General features: G+C 72.5%; 17 protein-coding genes. 8 read left to right on the top strand and 9 right to left on the bottom strand.

What is annotated here, in order from left to right; translation table 11 throughout:
• Nucleotides 1-51: 51 nt before the first annotated feature.
• Together GA0070618_RS30325 and GA0070618_RS30320 are read right to left on the bottom strand one after the other, a co-directional pair.
• Entirely contained in the window at nucleotides 52-948 is an 897-nt protein-coding gene (locus tag GA0070618_RS30325) for a sulfotransferase domain-containing protein (RefSeq protein WP_088984688.1), read from the bottom strand.
• Between the two features lie 83 nt (nucleotides 949-1,031).
• Complete coding sequence (locus GA0070618_RS30320; protein WP_088984687.1) at nucleotides 1,032-1,832, bottom strand: hypothetical protein; 801 nt, start codon at nucleotides 1,830-1,832, stop codon at nucleotides 1,032-1,034.
• Between the two features lie 336 nt (nucleotides 1,833-2,168).
• Here GA0070618_RS30320 and GA0070618_RS30315 point away from each other — a divergent pair, with 336 nt between their 5' ends.
• Nucleotides 2,169-3,176, top strand: a complete 1,008-nt coding sequence (locus GA0070618_RS30315; RefSeq protein ID WP_088985953.1) for a helix-turn-helix domain-containing protein — start codon at nucleotides 2,169-2,171, stop codon at nucleotides 3,174-3,176.
• A 42-nt stretch (nucleotides 3,177-3,218) separates the two neighbouring features.
• Here GA0070618_RS30315 and GA0070618_RS30310 read toward each other — a convergent pair whose 3' ends face one another.
• Complete coding sequence (locus GA0070618_RS30310) at nucleotides 3,219-3,725, bottom strand: DinB family protein (protein ID WP_088984686.1); 507 nt, start codon at nucleotides 3,723-3,725, stop codon at nucleotides 3,219-3,221.
• A gap of 167 nt (nucleotides 3,726-3,892) precedes the next feature.
• Between GA0070618_RS30310 and GA0070618_RS30305 the strand changes: the two genes are divergently transcribed.
• The 3 genes from GA0070618_RS30305 to GA0070618_RS30295 all read left to right on the top strand — a co-directional run bounded on the left by GA0070618_RS30305 (nucleotide 3,893) and on the right by GA0070618_RS30295 (nucleotide 6,390).
• Complete coding sequence (locus tag GA0070618_RS30305) at nucleotides 3,893-4,741, top strand: phosphotransferase (protein ID WP_231931520.1); 849 nt, start codon at nucleotides 3,893-3,895, stop codon at nucleotides 4,739-4,741.
• Between the two features lie 33 nt (nucleotides 4,742-4,774).
• Complete coding sequence (locus GA0070618_RS30300; protein ID WP_269148459.1) at nucleotides 4,775-5,608, top strand: neutral zinc metallopeptidase; 834 nt, start codon at nucleotides 4,775-4,777, stop codon at nucleotides 5,606-5,608.
• A gap of 122 nt (nucleotides 5,609-5,730) precedes the next feature.
• Nucleotides 5,731-6,390, top strand: coding sequence for an HAD family hydrolase (locus GA0070618_RS30295; RefSeq protein ID WP_088985951.1), 660 nt, complete (start codon nucleotides 5,731-5,733; stop codon nucleotides 6,388-6,390).
• Between the two features lie 115 nt (nucleotides 6,391-6,505).
• Here the strand turns inward: GA0070618_RS30295 and GA0070618_RS30290 are convergent, their stop codons facing one another.
• The 5 genes from GA0070618_RS30290 to GA0070618_RS30270 form a co-directional block, all read right to left on the bottom strand.
• Nucleotides 6,506-9,055: an ABC transporter permease gene (locus tag GA0070618_RS30290; protein ID WP_088984684.1), complete on the bottom strand. Its 2,550-nt coding sequence runs from the start codon at nucleotides 9,053-9,055 to the stop codon at nucleotides 6,506-6,508.
• Nucleotides 9,055-9,825, bottom strand: coding sequence for an ABC transporter ATP-binding protein (locus GA0070618_RS30285; RefSeq protein ID WP_088984683.1), 771 nt, complete (start codon nucleotides 9,823-9,825; stop codon nucleotides 9,055-9,057). Before GA0070618_RS30285 ends, GA0070618_RS30290 begins: the two co-directional genes overlap by 1 nt.
• A 300-nt stretch (nucleotides 9,826-10,125) precedes the next feature.
• Nucleotides 10,126-10,806 (bottom strand): response regulator, encoded by a 681-nt coding sequence (locus tag GA0070618_RS30280; RefSeq protein ID WP_088984682.1) that lies wholly within the window; start codon nucleotides 10,804-10,806, stop codon nucleotides 10,126-10,128.
• Nucleotides 10,803-12,017: a sensor histidine kinase gene (locus tag GA0070618_RS30275; protein WP_088984681.1), complete on the bottom strand. Its 1,215-nt coding sequence runs from the start codon at nucleotides 12,015-12,017 to the stop codon at nucleotides 10,803-10,805. Before GA0070618_RS30275 ends, GA0070618_RS30280 begins: the two co-directional genes overlap by 4 nt.
• A gap of 88 nt (nucleotides 12,018-12,105) precedes the next feature.
• Entirely contained in the window at nucleotides 12,106-13,023 is a 918-nt protein-coding gene (locus GA0070618_RS30270) for a RecB family exonuclease (protein WP_088984680.1), read from the bottom strand.
• Nucleotides 13,024-13,216: 193 nt separating this feature from the next.
• Between GA0070618_RS30270 and GA0070618_RS30265 the strand changes: the two genes are divergently transcribed.
• Genes GA0070618_RS30265 through GA0070618_RS30255 form a run of 3 tightly spaced genes read left to right on the top strand, consistent with a single transcriptional unit; the run spans nucleotide 13,217 to nucleotide 15,898 of the window.
• Nucleotides 13,217-14,275, top strand: a complete 1,059-nt coding sequence (locus GA0070618_RS30265; protein WP_414467619.1) for a M50 family metallopeptidase — start codon at nucleotides 13,217-13,219, stop codon at nucleotides 14,273-14,275.
• The gene (locus GA0070618_RS30260; RefSeq protein WP_414467540.1) at nucleotides 14,272-15,288 is read left to right on the top strand and encodes a tRNA (adenine-N1)-methyltransferase; all 1,017 of its coding nucleotides are present in this window, start codon (nucleotides 14,272-14,274) and stop codon (nucleotides 15,286-15,288) included. Before GA0070618_RS30265 ends, GA0070618_RS30260 begins: the two co-directional genes overlap by 4 nt.
• A gap of 37 nt (nucleotides 15,289-15,325) precedes the next feature.
• Nucleotides 15,326-15,898, top strand: coding sequence for a hypothetical protein (locus tag GA0070618_RS30255; RefSeq protein ID WP_088984678.1), 573 nt, complete (start codon nucleotides 15,326-15,328; stop codon nucleotides 15,896-15,898).
• 161 nt (nucleotides 15,899-16,059) lie between these two features.
• Here GA0070618_RS30255 and GA0070618_RS30250 read toward each other — a convergent pair whose 3' ends face one another.
• Nucleotides 16,060-16,347 (bottom strand): ferredoxin, encoded by a 288-nt coding sequence (locus GA0070618_RS30250; RefSeq protein WP_088984677.1) that lies wholly within the window; start codon nucleotides 16,345-16,347, stop codon nucleotides 16,060-16,062.
• Nucleotides 16,348-16,515: 168 nt separating this feature from the next.
• Here GA0070618_RS30250 and arc point away from each other — a divergent pair, with 168 nt between their 5' ends.
• Nucleotides 16,516-18,297: a proteasome ATPase gene (gene arc, locus GA0070618_RS30245; protein WP_088984676.1), complete on the top strand. Its 1,782-nt coding sequence runs from the start codon at nucleotides 16,516-16,518 to the stop codon at nucleotides 18,295-18,297.
• Nucleotides 18,298-18,315 lie beyond the last annotated feature (18 nt).

The following is an 18,315-nucleotide window of genomic DNA, read 5'->3' as shown; positions in this document are numbered from 1 at the left end:
CCCGGAAGCGACCACCATCCGGGGCTTCGGTTCGACGTACAGCAGGTCGGGCTACCGTCCCCGGTGCAGCCAGGTCAGGAGATCCGGCGGGGCCAGCTCGGCCGCCCGTCGGTGGTAGCGGCGGAGTTCCTCGGCGCTGAGCAGCGGTGCTCCCGCGCCGGAGCGGCCCTGCCGGAAGAACGCCTGCCGGTCCTTCAACACTCCGGCGGCGTCGGGCACCAGGACCTGGGCCCGTTCGCGCATCGCCCCGAACGTGGCCGCCTCCACCAGAGTCGCCCACCGCTCGGTCGGTACCTTCATGCCCAGCCAGGCGGCGACGCGCCGCATCTGTCCATCCAGGTCGGTCAGCAGGTCGTCGTAGTGCACCAGCAGCACGTTCGGTTCCTGCCGGCGTCGCCAGGCGTCGGTCAGGTGCCAGAGCACGCCGGGCAGCGAGTCCATCGCTTCCCGGGGGTCCCGGTTGCTCTCCGTCCAGCGCACCAGCCAGTCGTGCAGCGGAGGCGGTGCCGGGGCCGGCCGCGCGTCGGCGGGCGGCGGTTCCCCGATGAGCTGGCGCAGTCGCTCCCGGTCGATGTTCGCGCCCTGGTGGTAGAGGGACACCGCCATGTCCAGCGGGTGCCGGGCCACCACGACGTACGACACGTGGGGCACGATCGGCAGTCCGTCGAGCGGAGTGTGCGTCTTGACGAAGCGTCGGTGCCGTTGGGCGGCGAGTTGGTCGAACACCTCCTGCTGGGGGGCGACCAGCCAGTCGAGCCAGGGGGAGAGCCGCACGAGCGGGGCGGGTAACTCGGCGGTCTGGAAGACCAGCAGCGCGCAGATCATCTGCATCCAGGTGGTGCCGCTCTTCGACCGGGTGCTGATGACGATGTCGCCGGGCCGGAACGGGAAAGCGAGCCAGCGGCCGCTGTCCTCCTCCTCGGATCGGTAACGCACCGGTGGGCTCATTCGAGCGAGCCTAGGGAAGCCGGCGCGATTCCGCTTCCGCGTTTTCCGCTTCCTGATCGCGGGGGCGGCTACGGCGCGGCCCGTCAGCCAGGCGGTTGTCTGCCGTATCCGGCGAGGCTCTCCGTCGCCCGGCAGGCCAACTCGCCGGGCACCAGCTGAACCTCGCTCGGCCGCCACATCTCCACCGCTCCGGCGCGGACCCGCCCGAAGAGGCACCCGTACCCACCGGTTCCGCCGGCTGGATGGCGCAACGCCACACCCACCACCGCGTCCCGGGCGGCCACGTCGACCCGGACCGTGGGGTCGAGCGGGAGCCGGGCGAGCGCCGCCCGGACGGCGGGCTCGTCAGGGGTGCTCGTGGCGAGGGCCGCGCGCAGCTCGTCCAGCGACGGCACCTTCGGCTCGGGGGCCGGTGGGAAGGTCGGCCTGACGGTGGGCGAGGGGCAGGGGACGAGACGTGGGGACGCCACGGACGTTGCGGTGAAGCGCAACGCGAAGCAGAAGTCCTCCGTGATCCACTCCGGTTCCAGCCACGCGCCGTCGGTGCCCGAACCGGTGACGAGCAGTACGGCGGTCACCCCGTCGGGGTGGGCGGTGTCCACGCCGGAGACCGCGACGAGGCTGGCCTCGGAGCGGGCTGCCAGGGTCCGGCCGATGTCGTCGGCCGTACGGGTGCGCACGACGGTCGGTGCCCTCAGGTCGGTGACGATCCGGTCCGCCATTTCCCGGGCGCTCGCCTCGGCTTCGGCGGTTCGTTCAGACGGGTCGGCCGGGCCGCCGCACGATGGAAGAGCCCCGGCGAGGACCAGCATCCCGGCGGCCAGGGCGCGTTTCTGCCGCGTCGACCCCAGCCGACCGCCCCGCCGCAGGTCGGAGGCGGTCACCTCGGGAAATAGCGGGTGGTTCGCTGCGGCATCGCCGACCCGGGCGCGGTGCCGGCAGCGGCGGAAGGGCATGCGGACAGGGTGTCGTAGGTCCGTTCCGTAGCGCATGAGTACCACTACTCAACCTGCGTCGCGCCTGGGCTGTGACGGCGGAGAACCGACCCGGTCATTGGTGGCACGCCCGGACCCTCTCCGGCCCGCCCCGGCCACGGCTCGGACCCTGTCCGCGACCTCGGCCGCAGTACGGCGGACACACCGTCGATGCGGAGACACCGTCCGTAGCGCTACCGTCGACAGTGGTAGCCCATGGGCCGGTCCGTCACCTGGGGAGTACCCATGTCAGCTCGTGTCCGTGCCGTCGTCGACCCGCGGTTTTCCGCCGAACTGGCCCGACTGCGCCGGGAGCGGGGCATGTCGTTGCGCGGTCTGGCCCGGGACGTCTTCTACGGCAAGAGCTACCTGCACGATCTCGAGACCGGCCGTGCCCAGCCGACCGGCGACGTGGCCCGGCACCTGGACGACGCCCTACGGGCCGGTGGGACGCTTGCCGCCATGGTCGTCGACACCCCGGCCGTGACCACCCGCGACGACGACCAGCGCCTCGCGTACGTGATCTCCCGTCCCACGCGGCTGGACGCGTCGGCAGTCCGTCTCCTGGCCGACGTGCTGGCTCATCAGCGCCGCCTCGACGACGCGGTCGCCGCGTCGGCGATGCTGTCGTGGGCGGTGCCGCAGTGGCGCACGGTGCAGGATCTGGCGGTACGGGCCCGGGGACCGCACGCCTCCGGGTTGCACGCCGTGGCGGCGGAGTGGACCCAGTTCGTCGGCTGGCTGCACGCCGAGGCCCGCAACGACGCCGAGGCGGTGCGGGTGCTGGTGGAGGCTGGTGAGCAGGCCGATGCGGCCGACAGCGGCCCGCTCGCCGCACAGGTGGAGAACTTCCGTGGCTACGTCGAACGGCAGCGCGGCAACCCGCGCGGGATCGTGCGGCACTTCCTCGCCGCGTTCCACACGCCGGGGTCGTCGGTCCTGCAGCGGATCGGCGACGCGGCGCAGGCCGCCCACGGGTACGCGTTGCTCGGTGACCGGGTCGCGGCCGACCGCCTGCTCGGCGAGGCGAGCGACCTCACGACGGCCGCCGGGTCCGTTCCTCCGCCCTCTCACGCGTACTGGCTGACGCCGACCTTCTGCCGGATGAACCTGGGGCTGGCCTACCTGGCGCTCGGCGACGAGACGGCGGCGGCGGACAGTCTCCGCGCCGGTCTGGACAGCCTGCCGGCGGACCAGCAGGACGCGGAGTGGACGCGGGAGTACCGACGGGCCCTCGTGGTCGCCGCCGACTGATCCGTGCCCGGGACCCTCGGCCGGTGGACGTCGCAGCACGGGTCATGCGCCGACGGCCCCGTCGATGCCTTCGCGGATCAGGTCGGCGTGCCCGTTGTGCCGGGCGTACTCCAGGGTCACGTGCACCATCACCAGCCGCAGCGACACGTCCTGGCCCCAGCGGGCCTGGTGGCCGGTGACGTCGAGCGACGCCGCGTCCCGTTCGATCCGGCGGGCGTGGGCGACCTCGGCGTGCCACGCCTCGAACGCCTCGGCGCGGGTGGCCGCGCCCGCGTCGTACGCCACCTGGTAGTCGCCCCGGTCGGACCAGACCAGCGGGACGTCCTCGGCGGCGATGACCCGACGGAACCACGTGCGTTCCACCTCCGCCATGTGCCGGACGAGCCCGAGCAGGGTGAGCGTCGACGGAGGCATGGACCGACGGCGCAGATCCGCGTCGGTCAGGCCCTCGCACTTCATCGCCAGGGTCGCCCGCTGGTAGTCGAGGAAGGCGCGGAGCGTCTCGCGTTCGCCGCCGGTCAACGGCGGCCCGATGCGGTCGATGGTCACGGTGCCGTCCTTCCCGGCGTTGCCGCCGTCCCCGTCGTTCCGGCGACGAGCGTAGTTCCGCCGTCCCGCCGTGGACTGCTCGGGCGATCCGCTGCGGAGGGCGCGGGAGAGGCGTGTGCCGCCCTGGCAAACGGGTCCCGAACCGACTCGCCCGGCAGAATGCATCGGTGACCGGTGGACATGGGCATCTGACGACCGAGGACCTTCGCGCGGTGGCCGGGGAGGCGTACGGACGGCAGCTACGGTCGGCGCAGCGGCTCACCGGAGGCACCCGCAAGGGTGTCTACCGGTTGAGCCTGAACGACGGGAGCACTGGCATCGGGTACGTGTGGAACGACGACGAGAACTACTGGCCCCCGGCCGTGGACCCGGACCGGAGCACCTTCGCCGACGCCGCCGGCATCGATCTTTTCGTGGCGGCGCACCGGGAGATCGCCGAGACTGGTGTGCGGGTGCCCGGGATCGTCCTGCTCGACCGCAGCCGGCGGCTGGTTCCCGGTGACGTGGCGGTGGTCGAGGACGTCCGGGGCGGCAGCCTGGAACGGCTGACCGTACGGGATCCGGACCGGGCCGAGCCGGTGTTGCGCCACCTCGCCGCCGTCGCCCGTCGTGTGGACCGAATCGCCCAGGTGCGGGACCGACTGGCCGGCGCGCTCCGTGAACGGTGTGCGGTGCTGGCCCCACGTGCCCGGTTCGGGCTGATCCACGGTGAACTCGGACCCGACCACGTGCTCGTCGACGACCACGACGAACCGGTGCTGATCGATGTCGAGGGAGCCGGATACCTCGACGTCGAGTGGGAACACGCCTTCCTGGAGTTGCGGTTCGGTGAGAGGTACCACCACCTCGCCGTCGGCGGCTTGGACGTCGACCGGCTGCGGTTCTACCGGCTGGCCCTTCACCTGTCGCTGGTGGAGGGGCCGTTGCGGTTGCTCGACGGCCCCTTTCCGGGCCGTGCCGGCATGCTGGCCATCGCCGAGCACAACATCGGTCGGACGCTGGCGCAGCTCGACTGAGTGGCGGACGCGGTGTGACGACCACCGTGAGCGGTGCCACCGACGTCGGAACGGGCCTGGTGGCAGGCATCATCACGATCCGGTCTGGGTACTGCTGGTCGTACCGCCGATGCCGGGGAGGGCACCGTGACACGATCCGCCGACGGCCGGTTCCGGGGCCGGCTCACCGGTCTGGTCGTGGCACTGGTCGCGGCGGCGGCCTGCGCGGTCGGCCCGGTCACCGACGGGGGCGCCGGCCCGGGAGAGTCCGGCCCGGGTACGACCTCGCGGGACGGGACCACCCGGGCGGACTCGCCGACCAGCGTCGAGGCGTTCCAGGAGGACATCGCCGACGCGGTCGGATCGGCGGAGACGTACTGGTCGGCCCAGTTCCGGGCGTCGGGGCAGCGGTTCCAGCCGATCCGGCGGATCGTCCCGTACCAGCGGGAGGGGGAGATCTCCTGCGGTGGGCAGGCGGTGCCCCGCAACAACGCGGTGTACTGCCCGGCGGGGGACTTCATCGCCTACGACGTGGCCTGGGCGGTGTCGGCGTTCCGGCAGATCGGCGACGCGTTCCTGTACTACCTGCTCGGCCACGAGTACGCCCACGGCATCCAGGCCCGGCTCCGGGTCCGCCACCAGTACACCATCGAGCAGGAACTCCAGGCCGACTGCATGGCCGGGGCGTACCTGGGCGGGTCGGTGCAGGCCGGGGTGCTGCAACTGGAGGAGGGCGACCTGGAGGAGTTCCGGGAGGGCCTGCTCGCCGTCGCCGACGACCCGGGCCAGCCGTGGTTCGCGGAGGGCTCGCACGGCACCGCCCGGCAGCGCACCGAGGCGTTCCTCTCCGGGTACGAGAGCTCCCTCTCCGCCTGTCGCCTGGGTTGACCAGCGGTTGACCCACGTCTCCCCGCCGGGGACCGGTGCCACCGGCGGTGGGCGGGGCTGCGAGGATCGCCGGGACCGCCGCAACCCGGGAGGATCCGCTGAGCAGCCAGCCGCCCGCCGCCGTGCTCTTCGACATGGACGGCACCCTCGTCGACAGTGAGAAGCTCTGGGACGTCGCCCTCTACGAGTTGGCCGCCGAGTACGGGGGCAGGCTCTCCGAGGAGGCCCGGCTCGCCATGGTGGGCTCCAGCATGGCCGACTCGATGGCGATCCTGCATGCCGACCTGGCGCAGCCGTGGCGTGACCCGGCGGTCAGCGCGGCGTGGATCGACGACCGGATCGTGGAGCTGTTCCGCACCGGACTGCCCTGGCGTCCTGGTGCCTCGGCCCTGCTCCGGGCGGTCCGCGCCGCCGGCCTGCCGACCGCGTTGGTCACCTCCAGCGGCCGGCGGCTGGTGGAGATCGCGTTGGACACCCTCGGCCGGGACAGCTTCGACGTGGTGGTCTGCGGCGACGAGGTGGAGGCGACGAAGCCGCACCCCGAGCCGTACCTGACGGCGGCGCGGCTGCTCGGCGTGCCGATCGACCGGTGCGTGGCGATCGAGGACTCGCCGACCGGGGTGGCCAGCGCGTTGGCCGCCGGTGCGGCGGTGCTGGCGGTGCCGGCGGAGGTGCCGGTGCAGGCGGTCGACGGGGTGCACCTGCGGGAGAGCCTCGACGGCGTGGACCTGGCCGTGCTGGCGGCCCTGCTCCGCCCACCGACCGCCCCGCCCGCCGGGTAGCCGGCTTCCCCTGTTGCTCGTCAGGTGGTAGCAGGGGACCCCTGCTCCGCAAAAAGCGGTAACAGGGGTCCCCTCCTACCAACCAGCCGAGGTGCCTACCTACCCAGCCGCTCTGTCAGTCGTGGGCGATGGCGCCGAGGACGTTGATCCGGGCGGCCCGGATCGCCGGGAGGGCTGCGGCGATCACTCCGATCAGCGCGGCGAGCCCCAGGAACACGCCCATCTGCGACCAGGGCAGGACCAGGTCGGTGATGCCCTCCTCCTTGAGGGCCCGGACCACGGCGGCCCCGAGCCCGGTGCCGACCACCACGCCGAGCAGCGCGCCGAAGACCGAGATCACCACGGCCTCAACGGTGATCATCCGCATGGTCTGCGCCCGTCGCAGCCCGATGGCCCGCAGCAGGCCCAGCTCGCGGGTGCGTTCCAGCACCGACAGGGCCAGCGTGTTGACGATCCCGAGCACGGCGATCACGATCGCCAGCGCGAGCAGGATCTGGATCATCGTGAGCAACTGGTCGAACGCTCCGGTCTGCTGCTCGACGAAGGCCGCCCGGTCGGCGACCGATACCTCCGGGCTGTCGGCGACCAGTTCCTCCAGCCGGGGCTGCACCTGCCCGATGCTGGTGCCGTCGGCGAGCTGCACCAGCGCCAGGTAAGGCTGCGGGACGGTGAAGTCCGCGGCGCTCTCCCGGGGCAGCAGGTACGAGCCGGGCAGCCGGTCCTCGGGCACGATCGCGGCGACCGTGTAGGTGTGCCGGGCGCCGCGCGCGAACTGGATGGTGAGGGTGTCGCCGACAGCCTTGCCCCGGTTCTTCGCGACCGGTTCGCTGAGCGCGATCTGGTCGGGTCGGAGGGTGGCGAGGCTGCCGGAGGTGGCCTTCGCGTGGAAGATCCGTTCGACGGCGGCCAGGTCGGTGGCGGCGTTGACGTACCGCTGTTCCCCGTCGACCTCGGCGAAGTCGTTGAACAGCCCGACGGCGGTGCTCACCCCGGGCAGCGCGGCGGCCTTGTCGATCACCGCCGGGTCGAAGGTCGGCTGCCGGGGGCCGGACTGTGCCCCGGAAATCGTCAACTCGGCGTCGATGGTGTCCGCCGCCCGGTCGGCGATGCTCGACTTCGCCGAGTCCAGCACCACGGTCACGCCGGTGACCAGGGCGATGCCGACCATCAGCGCGGCGGCGGTGATGGCGGTGCGGCGCGGGTTGCGCCCGGAGTTGAGCCGGCCCAGCTTGCCCGGCACGGACCAGGCGAAGACCGCCCCCAGCAGGGACACCACCGGCCGGCTGATCAGCGGGGTGAGCAGGGCCACCCCGACGAACGCGAACAGCACGCCGCCGAGGATGGCGGCCAGGGTGTTCCCACCGGCGTTGTCGGTGAGGCCCAGCGCGAGCAGGACCGCGCCGACGGTGGTGACCACCGCCCCGGCGACGGTGATCTTCGTCAGCGGCCGGTCCGGGGTGGCGACGTCCTGCATCGCCGCGATCGGCGGGATCCGGGACGCCCGCAACGCCGGCAGCAGCGCCGCCACCAGCGTGATCAGCATGCCCACCGCGAAGGAGCTGATCACCGCCGCCGGGGGTACGGCCAGTCCGGCCAGGGTGAGCCCGCCGGCGAACTGCCCGAACAAGTACGCCAGCAGCGCGCCGATGCCGATGCCGGCGGCGAGGCCGAGCGCCGAGGCGAGCAGCCCCACCGCGATGGCCTCCAGGACCACCGAGCCGATGATCTGCCGGCCGCTGGCGCCGATGGCCCGCATCAGGGCCAGTTCCCGGGTGCGCTGCGCCACGATGATCGAGAACGTGTTGAGGATGAGGAAGGTGCCGACCAGCAGCGCCACCCCGGCGAAGCCGAGCAGGATCTGGTTGAAGAACGACAGACCCTCCTTCAACCCCGCCGAGGCGGCCTCGGAGGCCTGCTCGCCGGTCTTCACGTCGTACTCGGCGCCGAGGACGCCCGCCACGTCGTCGCGCAGCGCCTCGGGACGTACGCCGTCGGCGGCGCGCACGGCGATGCTGCTGTACGCGCCGGGCTGGCCGAGCATCAGCCGCTGCGCCACCGGCGTGGTGAACATGACCTCGTGCGCGCCGCCGATGCTGTCCCGGTCGCCGCTGTAGCCGAAGACCCCGACCAGGGTGAACTCGCGCTTCGGTTCGAGAGTGAGCACGCCGACCCGGTCCCCGACGGACACCTTCGCCGCCTCGGCGAGGGCCGCGTTGACCACGATCTCGTCGTCGGCGCGGGGTTCGCGTCCCTCCCGCAGCCGCACCAGGTCGCTCTCGCCGAGCCAGTTGCCGCCCAGCTGCGGCGGGCCGAGGGTGGGCACCACCTTGCCGTTGCTGCCGATCAGCCGGGCGCCCTGCGCGCCGACCACGCCGGTGGCCTCGGCCACCCCGGGCAGCGTGTCGACCTTCTCCAGGGCGGCGGCTGGGAACGGGGGCGCGACCTGCTCGCCCTGGGCCTCGTCGACCGCGATCTTCGGCTTGGCGGTGACGTTGACGTCGATCCCCTCGTACGCGTCGGCGAAGATCGCGTCGAAGGAGCGGCCGAGGGTGTCGGTGAGCACGAACGCGCCGGAGACGAACATGACGCCCAGTACCACCGCCAGGCCGGACAGGAGCAGGCGGACCTTCCGGGCCAGCAGGCTCTTCAGCGTCGCCCGGAGCATCAGTTGGTCACCTCGGTCACCGGGGCGTCCAGCTTCTTCATGGTGTCCAGCACGGTGTCGGCGGTCGGCTCGATCAGCTCGGAGACGATCTGCCCGTCGGCGAGGAACACCACCCGGTCGGCGTACGCGGCGGCCGTCGGGTCGTGGGTGACCATCACGATGGTCTGCCCGTGCTCCCGGACCGAGTTACGCAGGAAGCGGAGCACCTCCGCGCCGGAACGGGAGTCCAGGTTGCCGGTCGGCTCGTCGGCGAAGATCACGTCCGGGCGGGAGACCAGGGCGCGGGCGCAGGCGACCCGCTGCTGCTGGCCGCCGGAGAGCTGGCTCGGCCGGTGGTCCAGCCGGTCCCGCAGACCGACCGTGTCGATGACGGTGTCGTACCAGGCCGGGTCGGGTTTGCGGCCGGCGATCGACAGCGGCAGCAGGATGTTCTCCTTGGCGGTCAGCGTCGGCAGCAGGTTGAACTGCTGGAAGATGAAACCGACCTGGTCGCGGCGGAGTTTCGTCAGCCCGGCGTCCTTCAGTCCGGTCACCGTGGTGTCGCCGATCGACACGCTGCCCCGGGTGACCGTGTCCAGCCCGGCCAGGCAGTGCATCAACGTCGACTTGCCCGAGCCGGACGGACCCATGATCGCGGTGAAACGGCCGCGTTCGAACTCCACGTCGACCCCGCGCAGCGCGAGGACCTGGGCCTCGCCGCTGCCGTACACCTTCCACACCTCACTGGCGCGGGCCGCGACCTGCGCGTGGCGGTCCACCATAACGGTCACCGTTCCCCCTCGAATAGCTTCTGCCGCCGCACCGCCCCCGCTGGTCGGTGCGGCATGATGTCATCCTCGGCCCCCGGCCGGGACGATCCGTCCGCCCGGAGGCGGAACGGGAACGGATTTTCCGCTGCGGGTCGGCCCCGATCCCGTACTCGGGGTGACCCCTGAGCGTGGCCCGTCCCGGGTCGGCGTGACCGACGGTAGGAGCTGACGTCACGTCAGGGTCAAACGACGCAGCGGACAACCCGTTCCCGTGCGTCACGCTACGTGGCCGCGGCAACCCGGGGAGCCGGTCGGCGCGGGTCAGCCCCGGGGCCGGACCAGACCCGACTCGTACGCCAGCACCACCGCCTGCACCCGGTCCCGCAGGCCCAGCTTGGTCAGGACGTGACCGACGTGCGTCTTGATCGTCGTCTCGCTGACCGACAGGGCCCGGGCGATCTCGGCGTTGGACAGCCCCCGGGCGACCTGCACCAGCACCTCCCGTTCCCGGTCGGTCAGCGAGCCCAGCCGCTTCGGCGGCGTCGACGACGGGTCGGGCAGCAGGTCGGCGAAGCGGTCCAGCAGCCGTTTGAGGATCCGTGGCGCGACCACCGCCTCGCCCGCCGCGACCGTCCGGATCGCGGTGACCAGGTCCTCGGCCGGCACGTCCTTGGCAAGGAAGCCGCTGGCCCCGGCGCGCAGCGCCCCCACCACGTACTCGTCGAGGTCGAAGGTGGTCAGGATCAGCACCCGCACGGGCAGTCGCGCCTCGACGATCGCGCGGGTCGCCGCCACCCCGTCCATCCGGGGCATCCGGATGTCCATCAGCACCACGTCCGGCAGGAGCCGGCGGGACAGGTCCACCGCCTCGACGCCGTCCCCGGCCTCGGCGACGATGTCCAGGTCGTCCTCCGCCCCCAGCACCATCCGGAAGCCGGTACGCAGCAGCGGCTGGTCGTCGGCGAGCAGCACCCGTACCGGCCGCGTCGTACCCTCGGTCATGCCACACTCCTGCCGTGCCGGGCGCCCGCGCCGGACGCGAGCTGCTCCATCGGTAACGTCGCACTGACCTGGAAACCGCCGCCGGGCCGCCGGCCGGTGCGCAGGACCCCACCGTAGAGGCCGACCCGTTCGCGCATCCCGACCAGACCGTGTCCGATCCGGTCGGGTGTGTCGAGGCCGGGCCCCCGGCCGGTGTCGGTGACCTCCACGTCCAGCGACACGTCACCGAAGGTCAGGGCGACCTGCGCGGTCGCCGGGCCGGCGTGCTGGAGCGCGTTGGTCAGGGCCTCCTGCACGATCCGGTAGACGGTCAGGGTCACCCCCTCCTCCAGCGGACCGGGAGTGCCCTCCACGGTCAGCGTCACCGGCAGCCCCGCCTCGCGGACCTGCTCGACCAGCGACTCGATGCCGGCCAGGCCGGGCTGCGGCGCCAAGTCGGCGGCCGGCTCGTCGGTGCGCAGCACGTCCAGCAGCCGGCGCATCTCCCGCAGCGTGGACCGGCTGGTGTCCTCGATGGTGGCGATGGCCTCGTCGGCGGCGTCCGGATCCCGGCGCAGCACCCGCCGAGCACCGGTGGCGAGCACCCCCATCACGCTGACGTGGTGGGCCACCACGTCGTGCAGTTCGCGGGCGATGCGGCGGCGCTCGTCGGCGACCGCCTGCTCGGCCAGGGAACGCTGGTTCGCCTCCGCCACCCGGGCCCGCTCCCGCAGCGCCTCCGTGGAGGTGCGGCGGGCGTGCACCGCCCGGCCCACCGAGAACGACACCAGACCGACCAGCAGGTTGTTCAGCACCAGGACGGCGGGGGTCAGCGTGAACACACCCGTCGGCGGGACGAGCACGTTGAGCGCCGCGACCGGCAGCCAGAGCACCAGCGCGGCCAGGGCCGCCGGCCGGATCGGCCGGTTCGCCGCCATCGTGTACGTCAGCACCACGAACGTGATGCTCTGCGTGGCCGGAGCGTACCCGAGCAGGGCCGGTAGGAGCAGGGTCAGCACCGCCGCGCCGACCGCCAGCCAGGGCGCCGCCCGGCGGACCGCCACCGGCGCGGCGCAGAGCACGCTCCAGCCGAGCGCGACCGGAAGCTGCCTCGGCCAGAACTCCCGGGGCGTGAGCAGGGTGAACAGAACATCCACCAGCACCAGGCCGACGGTGAAGAGCACGTCCGCGGCGAGCGGGCGTCGACGCAGCCAGTGGGGGAGCTCGGTCACACCACGACGCTATCCGTCCCCGGGCCGGGGTGATCGTCGCCGACGGTGAACCCTGCCTCATCCTCGTGGAGGAGGACGGCTCGTCCTCTCACTCGTCCGCGCCCGGTGGCGGGGCCGGCCGGGAGCGGGCGTCCCGCAGCGGGTCGGCGCCCGCCGCCGTCTCCGGGAACGGCGGCGGGGTCCCGCCGAAGGTGGGGCAGTGCGCCTGATGACTGCACCAGTCGCAGAGCCGGCTGGGCCTCGGCCGGAAGTCGCGCCGCTCGGTGGCCTGCTCGATCGCCCGCCACAGGGCGACCACCGTGCGTTCGAACCGCTCCAGTTCCTCGGCGTCGGGGGTGTAGTCGCAGACCTCGGCGTCGCGCAGGTAGAGCAGGCGCAACACCCGTGGCACCACCCCCCGGGTGCGCCAGAGCACCAGGGCGTAGAACTTGAGCTGGAACAGCGCCCGCGCCTCGAACGCCTCGCGGGGCGCACCGCCGGTCTTGTAGTCGACCACCCGCAGCGCGCCGTCCGGCGCCACGTCGAGCCGGTCGAGGTAGCCCCGGATCAGCAGCTCGTCGTCGACCACCGCCGAGATCAGGCTCTCCCGCTCGGCCGGCTCCAACCGCTGCGGGTCCTCGACGGTGAAGTATCCGTCGAGCAGGGCCGTGGCGGAGCGGAGGAAGTCGGCCACGGCGGCCGGGTCGTCGCCGGGGAAGAGGTCGGCCAGCTCCGGCTGCTCGGTGACCAGCCGGTCCCACTGGGGGGCGACCAGGTCGCCGGCGGCGGTCGGGGTCCGGCCGGCGGCCGGCAGGTCGAACAGCCGCTCCAGCACCGCGTGCACCAGCGTGCCCCGGACCTGCTCCACCGACGGTCGCTCGGGCAGCCGGTCGATGCTGCGGAACCGGTAGAGCAGCGGGCAGGTCTTGAAGTCGGCGGCCCGGGACGGCGACAGCGACGCCCGGACCGTCGGGGGCACCTGCGTCGGAGCCGTCTGCTGCTGGGTGGTCACCGGTTCCGCCGTCATGTCCAGGAAGGTTAGGGCACCGGTGTGACAGGGACACCTCGTCGCCGCGCCGAACCGACCCGAGGAGACGCCCGCTCCGGTCCGTAGCATCGTCCCGATGGAGGAGAAGCCCCGCCCGCGCTCCCGGTCCGACCGGCGTCCCGGCCTGGCCGTGGGCCGGGTGTTCGGGGTGCCGCTGCGCCTCGACACCTCGATGGTCCTGCTGGCCCTGCTGGTCACCGTCCTGTACGCGGTGTTCGCCCGCCGTCAGCTCGGGCTCTCCCCGTTCGCCGGCTACCTCATCGGCGTCGGGTTCGTGGTGTCCCTGCTCGGCTCGGTGCTGCTGCACGAACTCGGACACGCCCTGACCGCCCGCCGGTACGGCATCGGCGTGCGGGGGATCACCCTGGAACTGCTCGGCGGGTACACCGAGATGGAGCGGGACGCCCCGTCCCCCCGGGTCGACCTGGTGATCTCCCTCGCCGGGCCGGCGGTCTCGGCGGTGCTCGGCGTCGCCGCCGTGGCGGCCACCCTCGCCCTGCCGGACCGCACCCTGGCGCACCAGCTCGCCTTCCAACTCGCGGTGAGCAACGTCGTCGTCGCGGTCTTCAACATCCTGCCCGGTCTGCCCCTGGACGGCGGGCGGGCGCTGCGGGCGGCGATCTGGTCGGCCACCCGCGACCGGCACCTCGCCACCGAGATCGCCGGTTGGGTCGGGCGGGTCGTCGCCCTGGGCACGGCGCTCCTGGTCACCGTGCTGACCGTGCGGGACGTGCTGGCGCCGCTGGCGTTGCCGCTGGTGCTGCTGGTCGCGGCGACCCTCTGGCGGGGCGCCGGCCAGTCGATCCGGATCGCCCGGATGAGCCGACGGTTCCCGCTGGTCGACCTGTCCCGGTTGGCCCGCCCGCTGCTCGGGGTGCCCAGCGGCACCCCGCTGGCCGAGGCGCAGCGCCGCCGGGCCGAGAACGGGCCCCCGGGCGCCGCGCTCGCCGTCACCGACTCCGCCGGTCGCCCGGTCGCCCTGGTCGACCCGGCCCGCGTCGCGGCGGTGCCACCCGAGCGACGGCCCTGGCTGGCGGTGGACGAGGTGGCCCGGTCGCTGGCCGGGGTGCCCGCCCTGCCGGTCGGGCTCGACGGGGAACGCGTGGTGGAGGCCGTGCAGACCCACCCGGGCGCACAGTACGTCGTGACGTCAGGCGAAGATGTCGTCGGCGTTCTGCACATCGCGGATCTGGCGCAGCTCCTGGAACCCAAACGGAAGATGAACACGTGACCGCACACCCCACCGCCCTCCCGGCCGAGAACGGCACCCCGGTGCCCGCCGACCCGCCGGCGCTGCCCCCCGTGCACCGGGGGCCCTTCCGCCCCGGCGACCGGGTCCAGCTCACCGACCCGAAGGGGCGGATGCACACGGTCACCCTGGAACCCGGCAAGGCCTTCCACACCCACCGGGGCATCCTCGAACACGACGCCCTGATCGGACTCCCCGACGGCAGCGTGGTGACCACCTCCGGTGGCGGCACCGCCTTCCTCGCCCTGCGCCCGCTGCTCTCGGACTACGTGCTCTCCATGCCGCGCGGCGCGCAGGTCATCTACCCGAAGGACTCGGCGCAGATCGTCGCGATGGGTGACATCTTCCCCGGCGCGAAGGTCCTCGAGGCCGGCGCCGGCTCCGGGGCGCTGAGCTGCTCGCTGCTGCGCGCCGTCGGCACCGGGGGCGAGCTGCACTCCTACGAGATGCGCGACGACTTCGCCCAGATCGCCCGCCGCAACGTCGAGGCGTTCTTCAACGGCCCGCACCCGGCCTGGCGGCTGCGCGTCGGCGACGTCGCCGACTGCCCGGAGACCGGTTTCGACCGGATCATCCTGGACATGCTCGCCCCGTGGGAGATGCTCGACATGGTCGAGCGGGCCCTCGTCCCCGGTGGGGTCCTGATCGGGTACGTGGCCACCACCCCCCAGCTCTCCGAGCTGGTGGAGGCGTTGCGCGAGCGGGGCGGCTGGACCGAGCCGCGGGCCTGGGAGTCGCTGGTGCGCGACTGGCACGCCGAAGGGCTGGCCGTCCGACCCGACCACCGGATGATCGCGCACACCGCGTTCCTGGTCTCCGCCCGTAAACTCGCCCCCGGTGTCACCGCGCCGCCCCGTCGGCGCAAGCCGAGCAAGGGCACCGAGGCGTACGTGCAGCGTCGGCAGTTGCTGCGCGACGCCGAGGCGGCCCGGCTGGCGGCGGCCACACCGGCCGGGCCGGACGCCGTCGCCCCGGAGGAGACGGACATCCCGTGACGGTGGACCGGAACACCGACCGGAGGGAGGCGGTGGGATGAGCCGGCCGGGCATCGGCGGCGGTGACCTGCCTGCGGTCTTCCCGGACTGGTCGCCGTACCAGGACCTCGAATCGGCGGCGCGGGCCTACCTGCGCGATCCCGACGTGGCGCTGGAGGCGCTCGGCGGGGTGCTGCGCGGCGCGTCCGTGCTGGGCTTCACCCTGGAACGTTTCGTCAACGAGGTCAACGGGGTGTGGCAGGAGGTCGTCGTCTGTGACGGCAGCCGGCTGATCCTGTGGCACGGCGAGGACGTGCCGCCGGGGGAGGGGCCGCCCGGGTCGATGACGTCGTCCCTGCGGGTGGTGCCGGTCTCCACGGTCACCGAGGTGGGCTGCCGCCGTCGGCTCACCCGGTCCGACAACGGCGAGATCCGGGTCGACAGCATCGACGTCTATCTGCTGCTGACGTCGATGGACGAGGCGCCACCCGGCGACGAGGCGGTGGGGGCGCCCCGGCACGACGCGCTGCGCTTCGGCAAGACGCTCGACGACGGAGGGGCGGGGCAGATCGCCCGACTGGAGGATTTCGCCCGGATTGTCGCCTCGGTGGTCGGTCGTCCGGTCCTCTGACCGCCGCCCGGCCGGCGACGCGCCGGGACGGACTCGTGGGGCGCTGGTGGCCGCCTCGCGGCTCGCTCGAGGCCGGCTCGACGCCGGCCCCGCGACCGGTCCGCCCGGCGAGGCGGCCGGCGGGTGCCCCGGCCGGCGACCGGAACCGGCCCGGCGTGCGGTCAGTCGGCGTCCGGGCCGGCGATCTCCACGCCGTCGTCCCGGACGACGTGGATGCACTCGCCGGGGCACTCCTTCGCCGAGTCGATCACCTCTAGCCGCAGGTGGGCGGGGACGTCCACCCGGTCGCCCGGGGTCATCCGCAACTCGCCGTCGGTGCCCTTGACGTACGCCAGGCCGTCGACGTCGAACTCGAAGACCTCCGGTGCGTACTGCACGCAGAGCCCGTCGCCCGTGCACAGGTCCTGGTCCACCCAGACCTGCAACTGGTCGGTCGCGACCTCCGCCATCGCTGCACCCCCATGCTCTTGTGTTCCGCCCCCGACGGTACCCGAACGCCCGGGCCGGCCTCCTCCGCGTCCCCGGCGATCAAGGTTCAGGGCGTTGCGTGGGACCGAATCGGGCTCATAGCGGTTAGTGTTAGGGCAGAACGTTCAAGCCCCCCGGGGAGGTGGGACGTGGCACGCAGCGACGACGCGGACTCGCGCGCCGCACGGTGGGAGAAGGAGGCCCACGATCTCTCCACGCAGGTCGCGTTTCTCCAAGAGGAACTCGCTCTGGTGCGGCGCAAGTTGACCGAGAGCCCCCGACACGTCCGGCAGCTCGAAGAGCGCCTGGCGGCCACCCAGGCACAGTTGGCGCGGCTGACCGAGAACAACGAACGGCTCGTGAGCACCCTCAAGGAGGCTCGCGCGCAGATCGTGACGCTCAAGGAGGAGATCGACCGGCTGGCGCAGCCGCCCAGCGGTTACGGTGTCTTCCTCGCCCGGCACGATGACGGCACCGTGGACATCTTCACCGGCGGCCGCAAGCTCCGGGTGGCCGTCTCGCCCTCGCTGGACGCGACCGAACTCCGGCGCGGCCAGGAGGTCCTGCTCAACGACGCGTTGAACATCGTCGACGCGTTCGGCTACGAGCGGGTCGGCGAGGTCGTGATGCTCAAGGAGGTGCTGGCGGGTCCCGCCGGCGAGCCGGGCGACCGGGCGCTGGTGGTCTCGCACTCCGACGAGGAGCGGATCGTGCACCTCGCCGATACCCTGATCGGCTCGCCGATCCGGGCCGGCGACTCGCTCATGATCGAGCCGCGTTCGGCGTACGCGTACGAGCGCATTCCGAAGAGCGAGGTCGAGGAGCTGGTCCTGGAGGAGGTGCCCGACGTCGACTACACCGACATCGGCGGCCTCCACTCGCAGATCGAGCAGATCCGCGACGCGGTCGAGCTGCCCTTCCTGCACGCCGACCTGTTCCGTGAGCACCAGCTCCGCCCGCCCAAGGGCATCCTGCTCTACGGTCCGCCCGGCTGCGGCAAGACGCTGATCGCCAAGGCCGTGGCCAACTCGCTGGCGAAGAAGATCGCCGAGCGGGAGGGCAAGGAGAAGCACACCAGCTTCTTCCTCAACATCAAGGGTCCCGAGCTGCTCAACAAGTACGTCGGCGAGACCGAGCGGCACATCCGGCTGATCTTCCAGCGCGCGCGGGAGAAGGCCGGCGAGGGCACCCCCGTGATCGTGTTCTTCGACGAGATGGACTCGATCTTCCGGACCCGGGGCTCCGGTGTCTCCTCGGACGTGGAGAACACGATCGTCCCCCAGCTCCTCAGCGAGATCGACGGCGTGGAGGGACTGGAGAACGTCATCGTGATCGGCGCCTCCAACCGGGAGGACATGATCGACCCGGCCATCCTGCGACCCGGCCGGCTCGACGTGAAGATCAAGATCGAGCGCCCGGACGCCGAGGCGGCCAAGGACATCTTCTCCAAGTACATCCTCTCCGGCCTGCCGCTGCACGCCGACGACCTGGCCGAGCACGGCAGCGACCCCCAGGCCACCGTCGCGGCCATGATCGACGCGGTCGTGCTGCGGATGTACTCGGAGACCGAGGAGAACCGCTTCCTCGAGGTCACCTACGCCAACGGCGACAAGGAAGTCCTCTACTTCAAGGACTTCAACTCCGGCGCGATGATCCAGAACATCGTCGACCGGGGCAAGAAGATGGCCATCAAGGAGTTCCTCACCTCCGGGCGCAAGGGGCTGCGGCTCCAGCACCTCCTCGACGCCTGCGTCGACGAGTTCCGGGAGAACGAGGACCTGCCCAACACCACCAACCCGGACGACTGGGCCCGCATCTCCGGCAAGAAGGGCGAACGGATCGTCTACATCCGGACGCTCGTCTCCGGCGGCAAGGGCACCGAGTCCGGCCGCTCCATCGAGACCGCCAGTAACACCGGTCAGTACCTCTGACCGTCGACCAGGGGAGCC

Origin of the sequence: Micromonospora echinospora (assembly GCF_900091495.1) — a bacterium.
Taxonomy (GTDB): domain Bacteria; phylum Actinomycetota; class Actinomycetes; order Mycobacteriales; family Micromonosporaceae; genus Micromonospora; species Micromonospora echinospora.
This window is presented reverse-complemented; position numbering and strand designations above follow the sequence as displayed.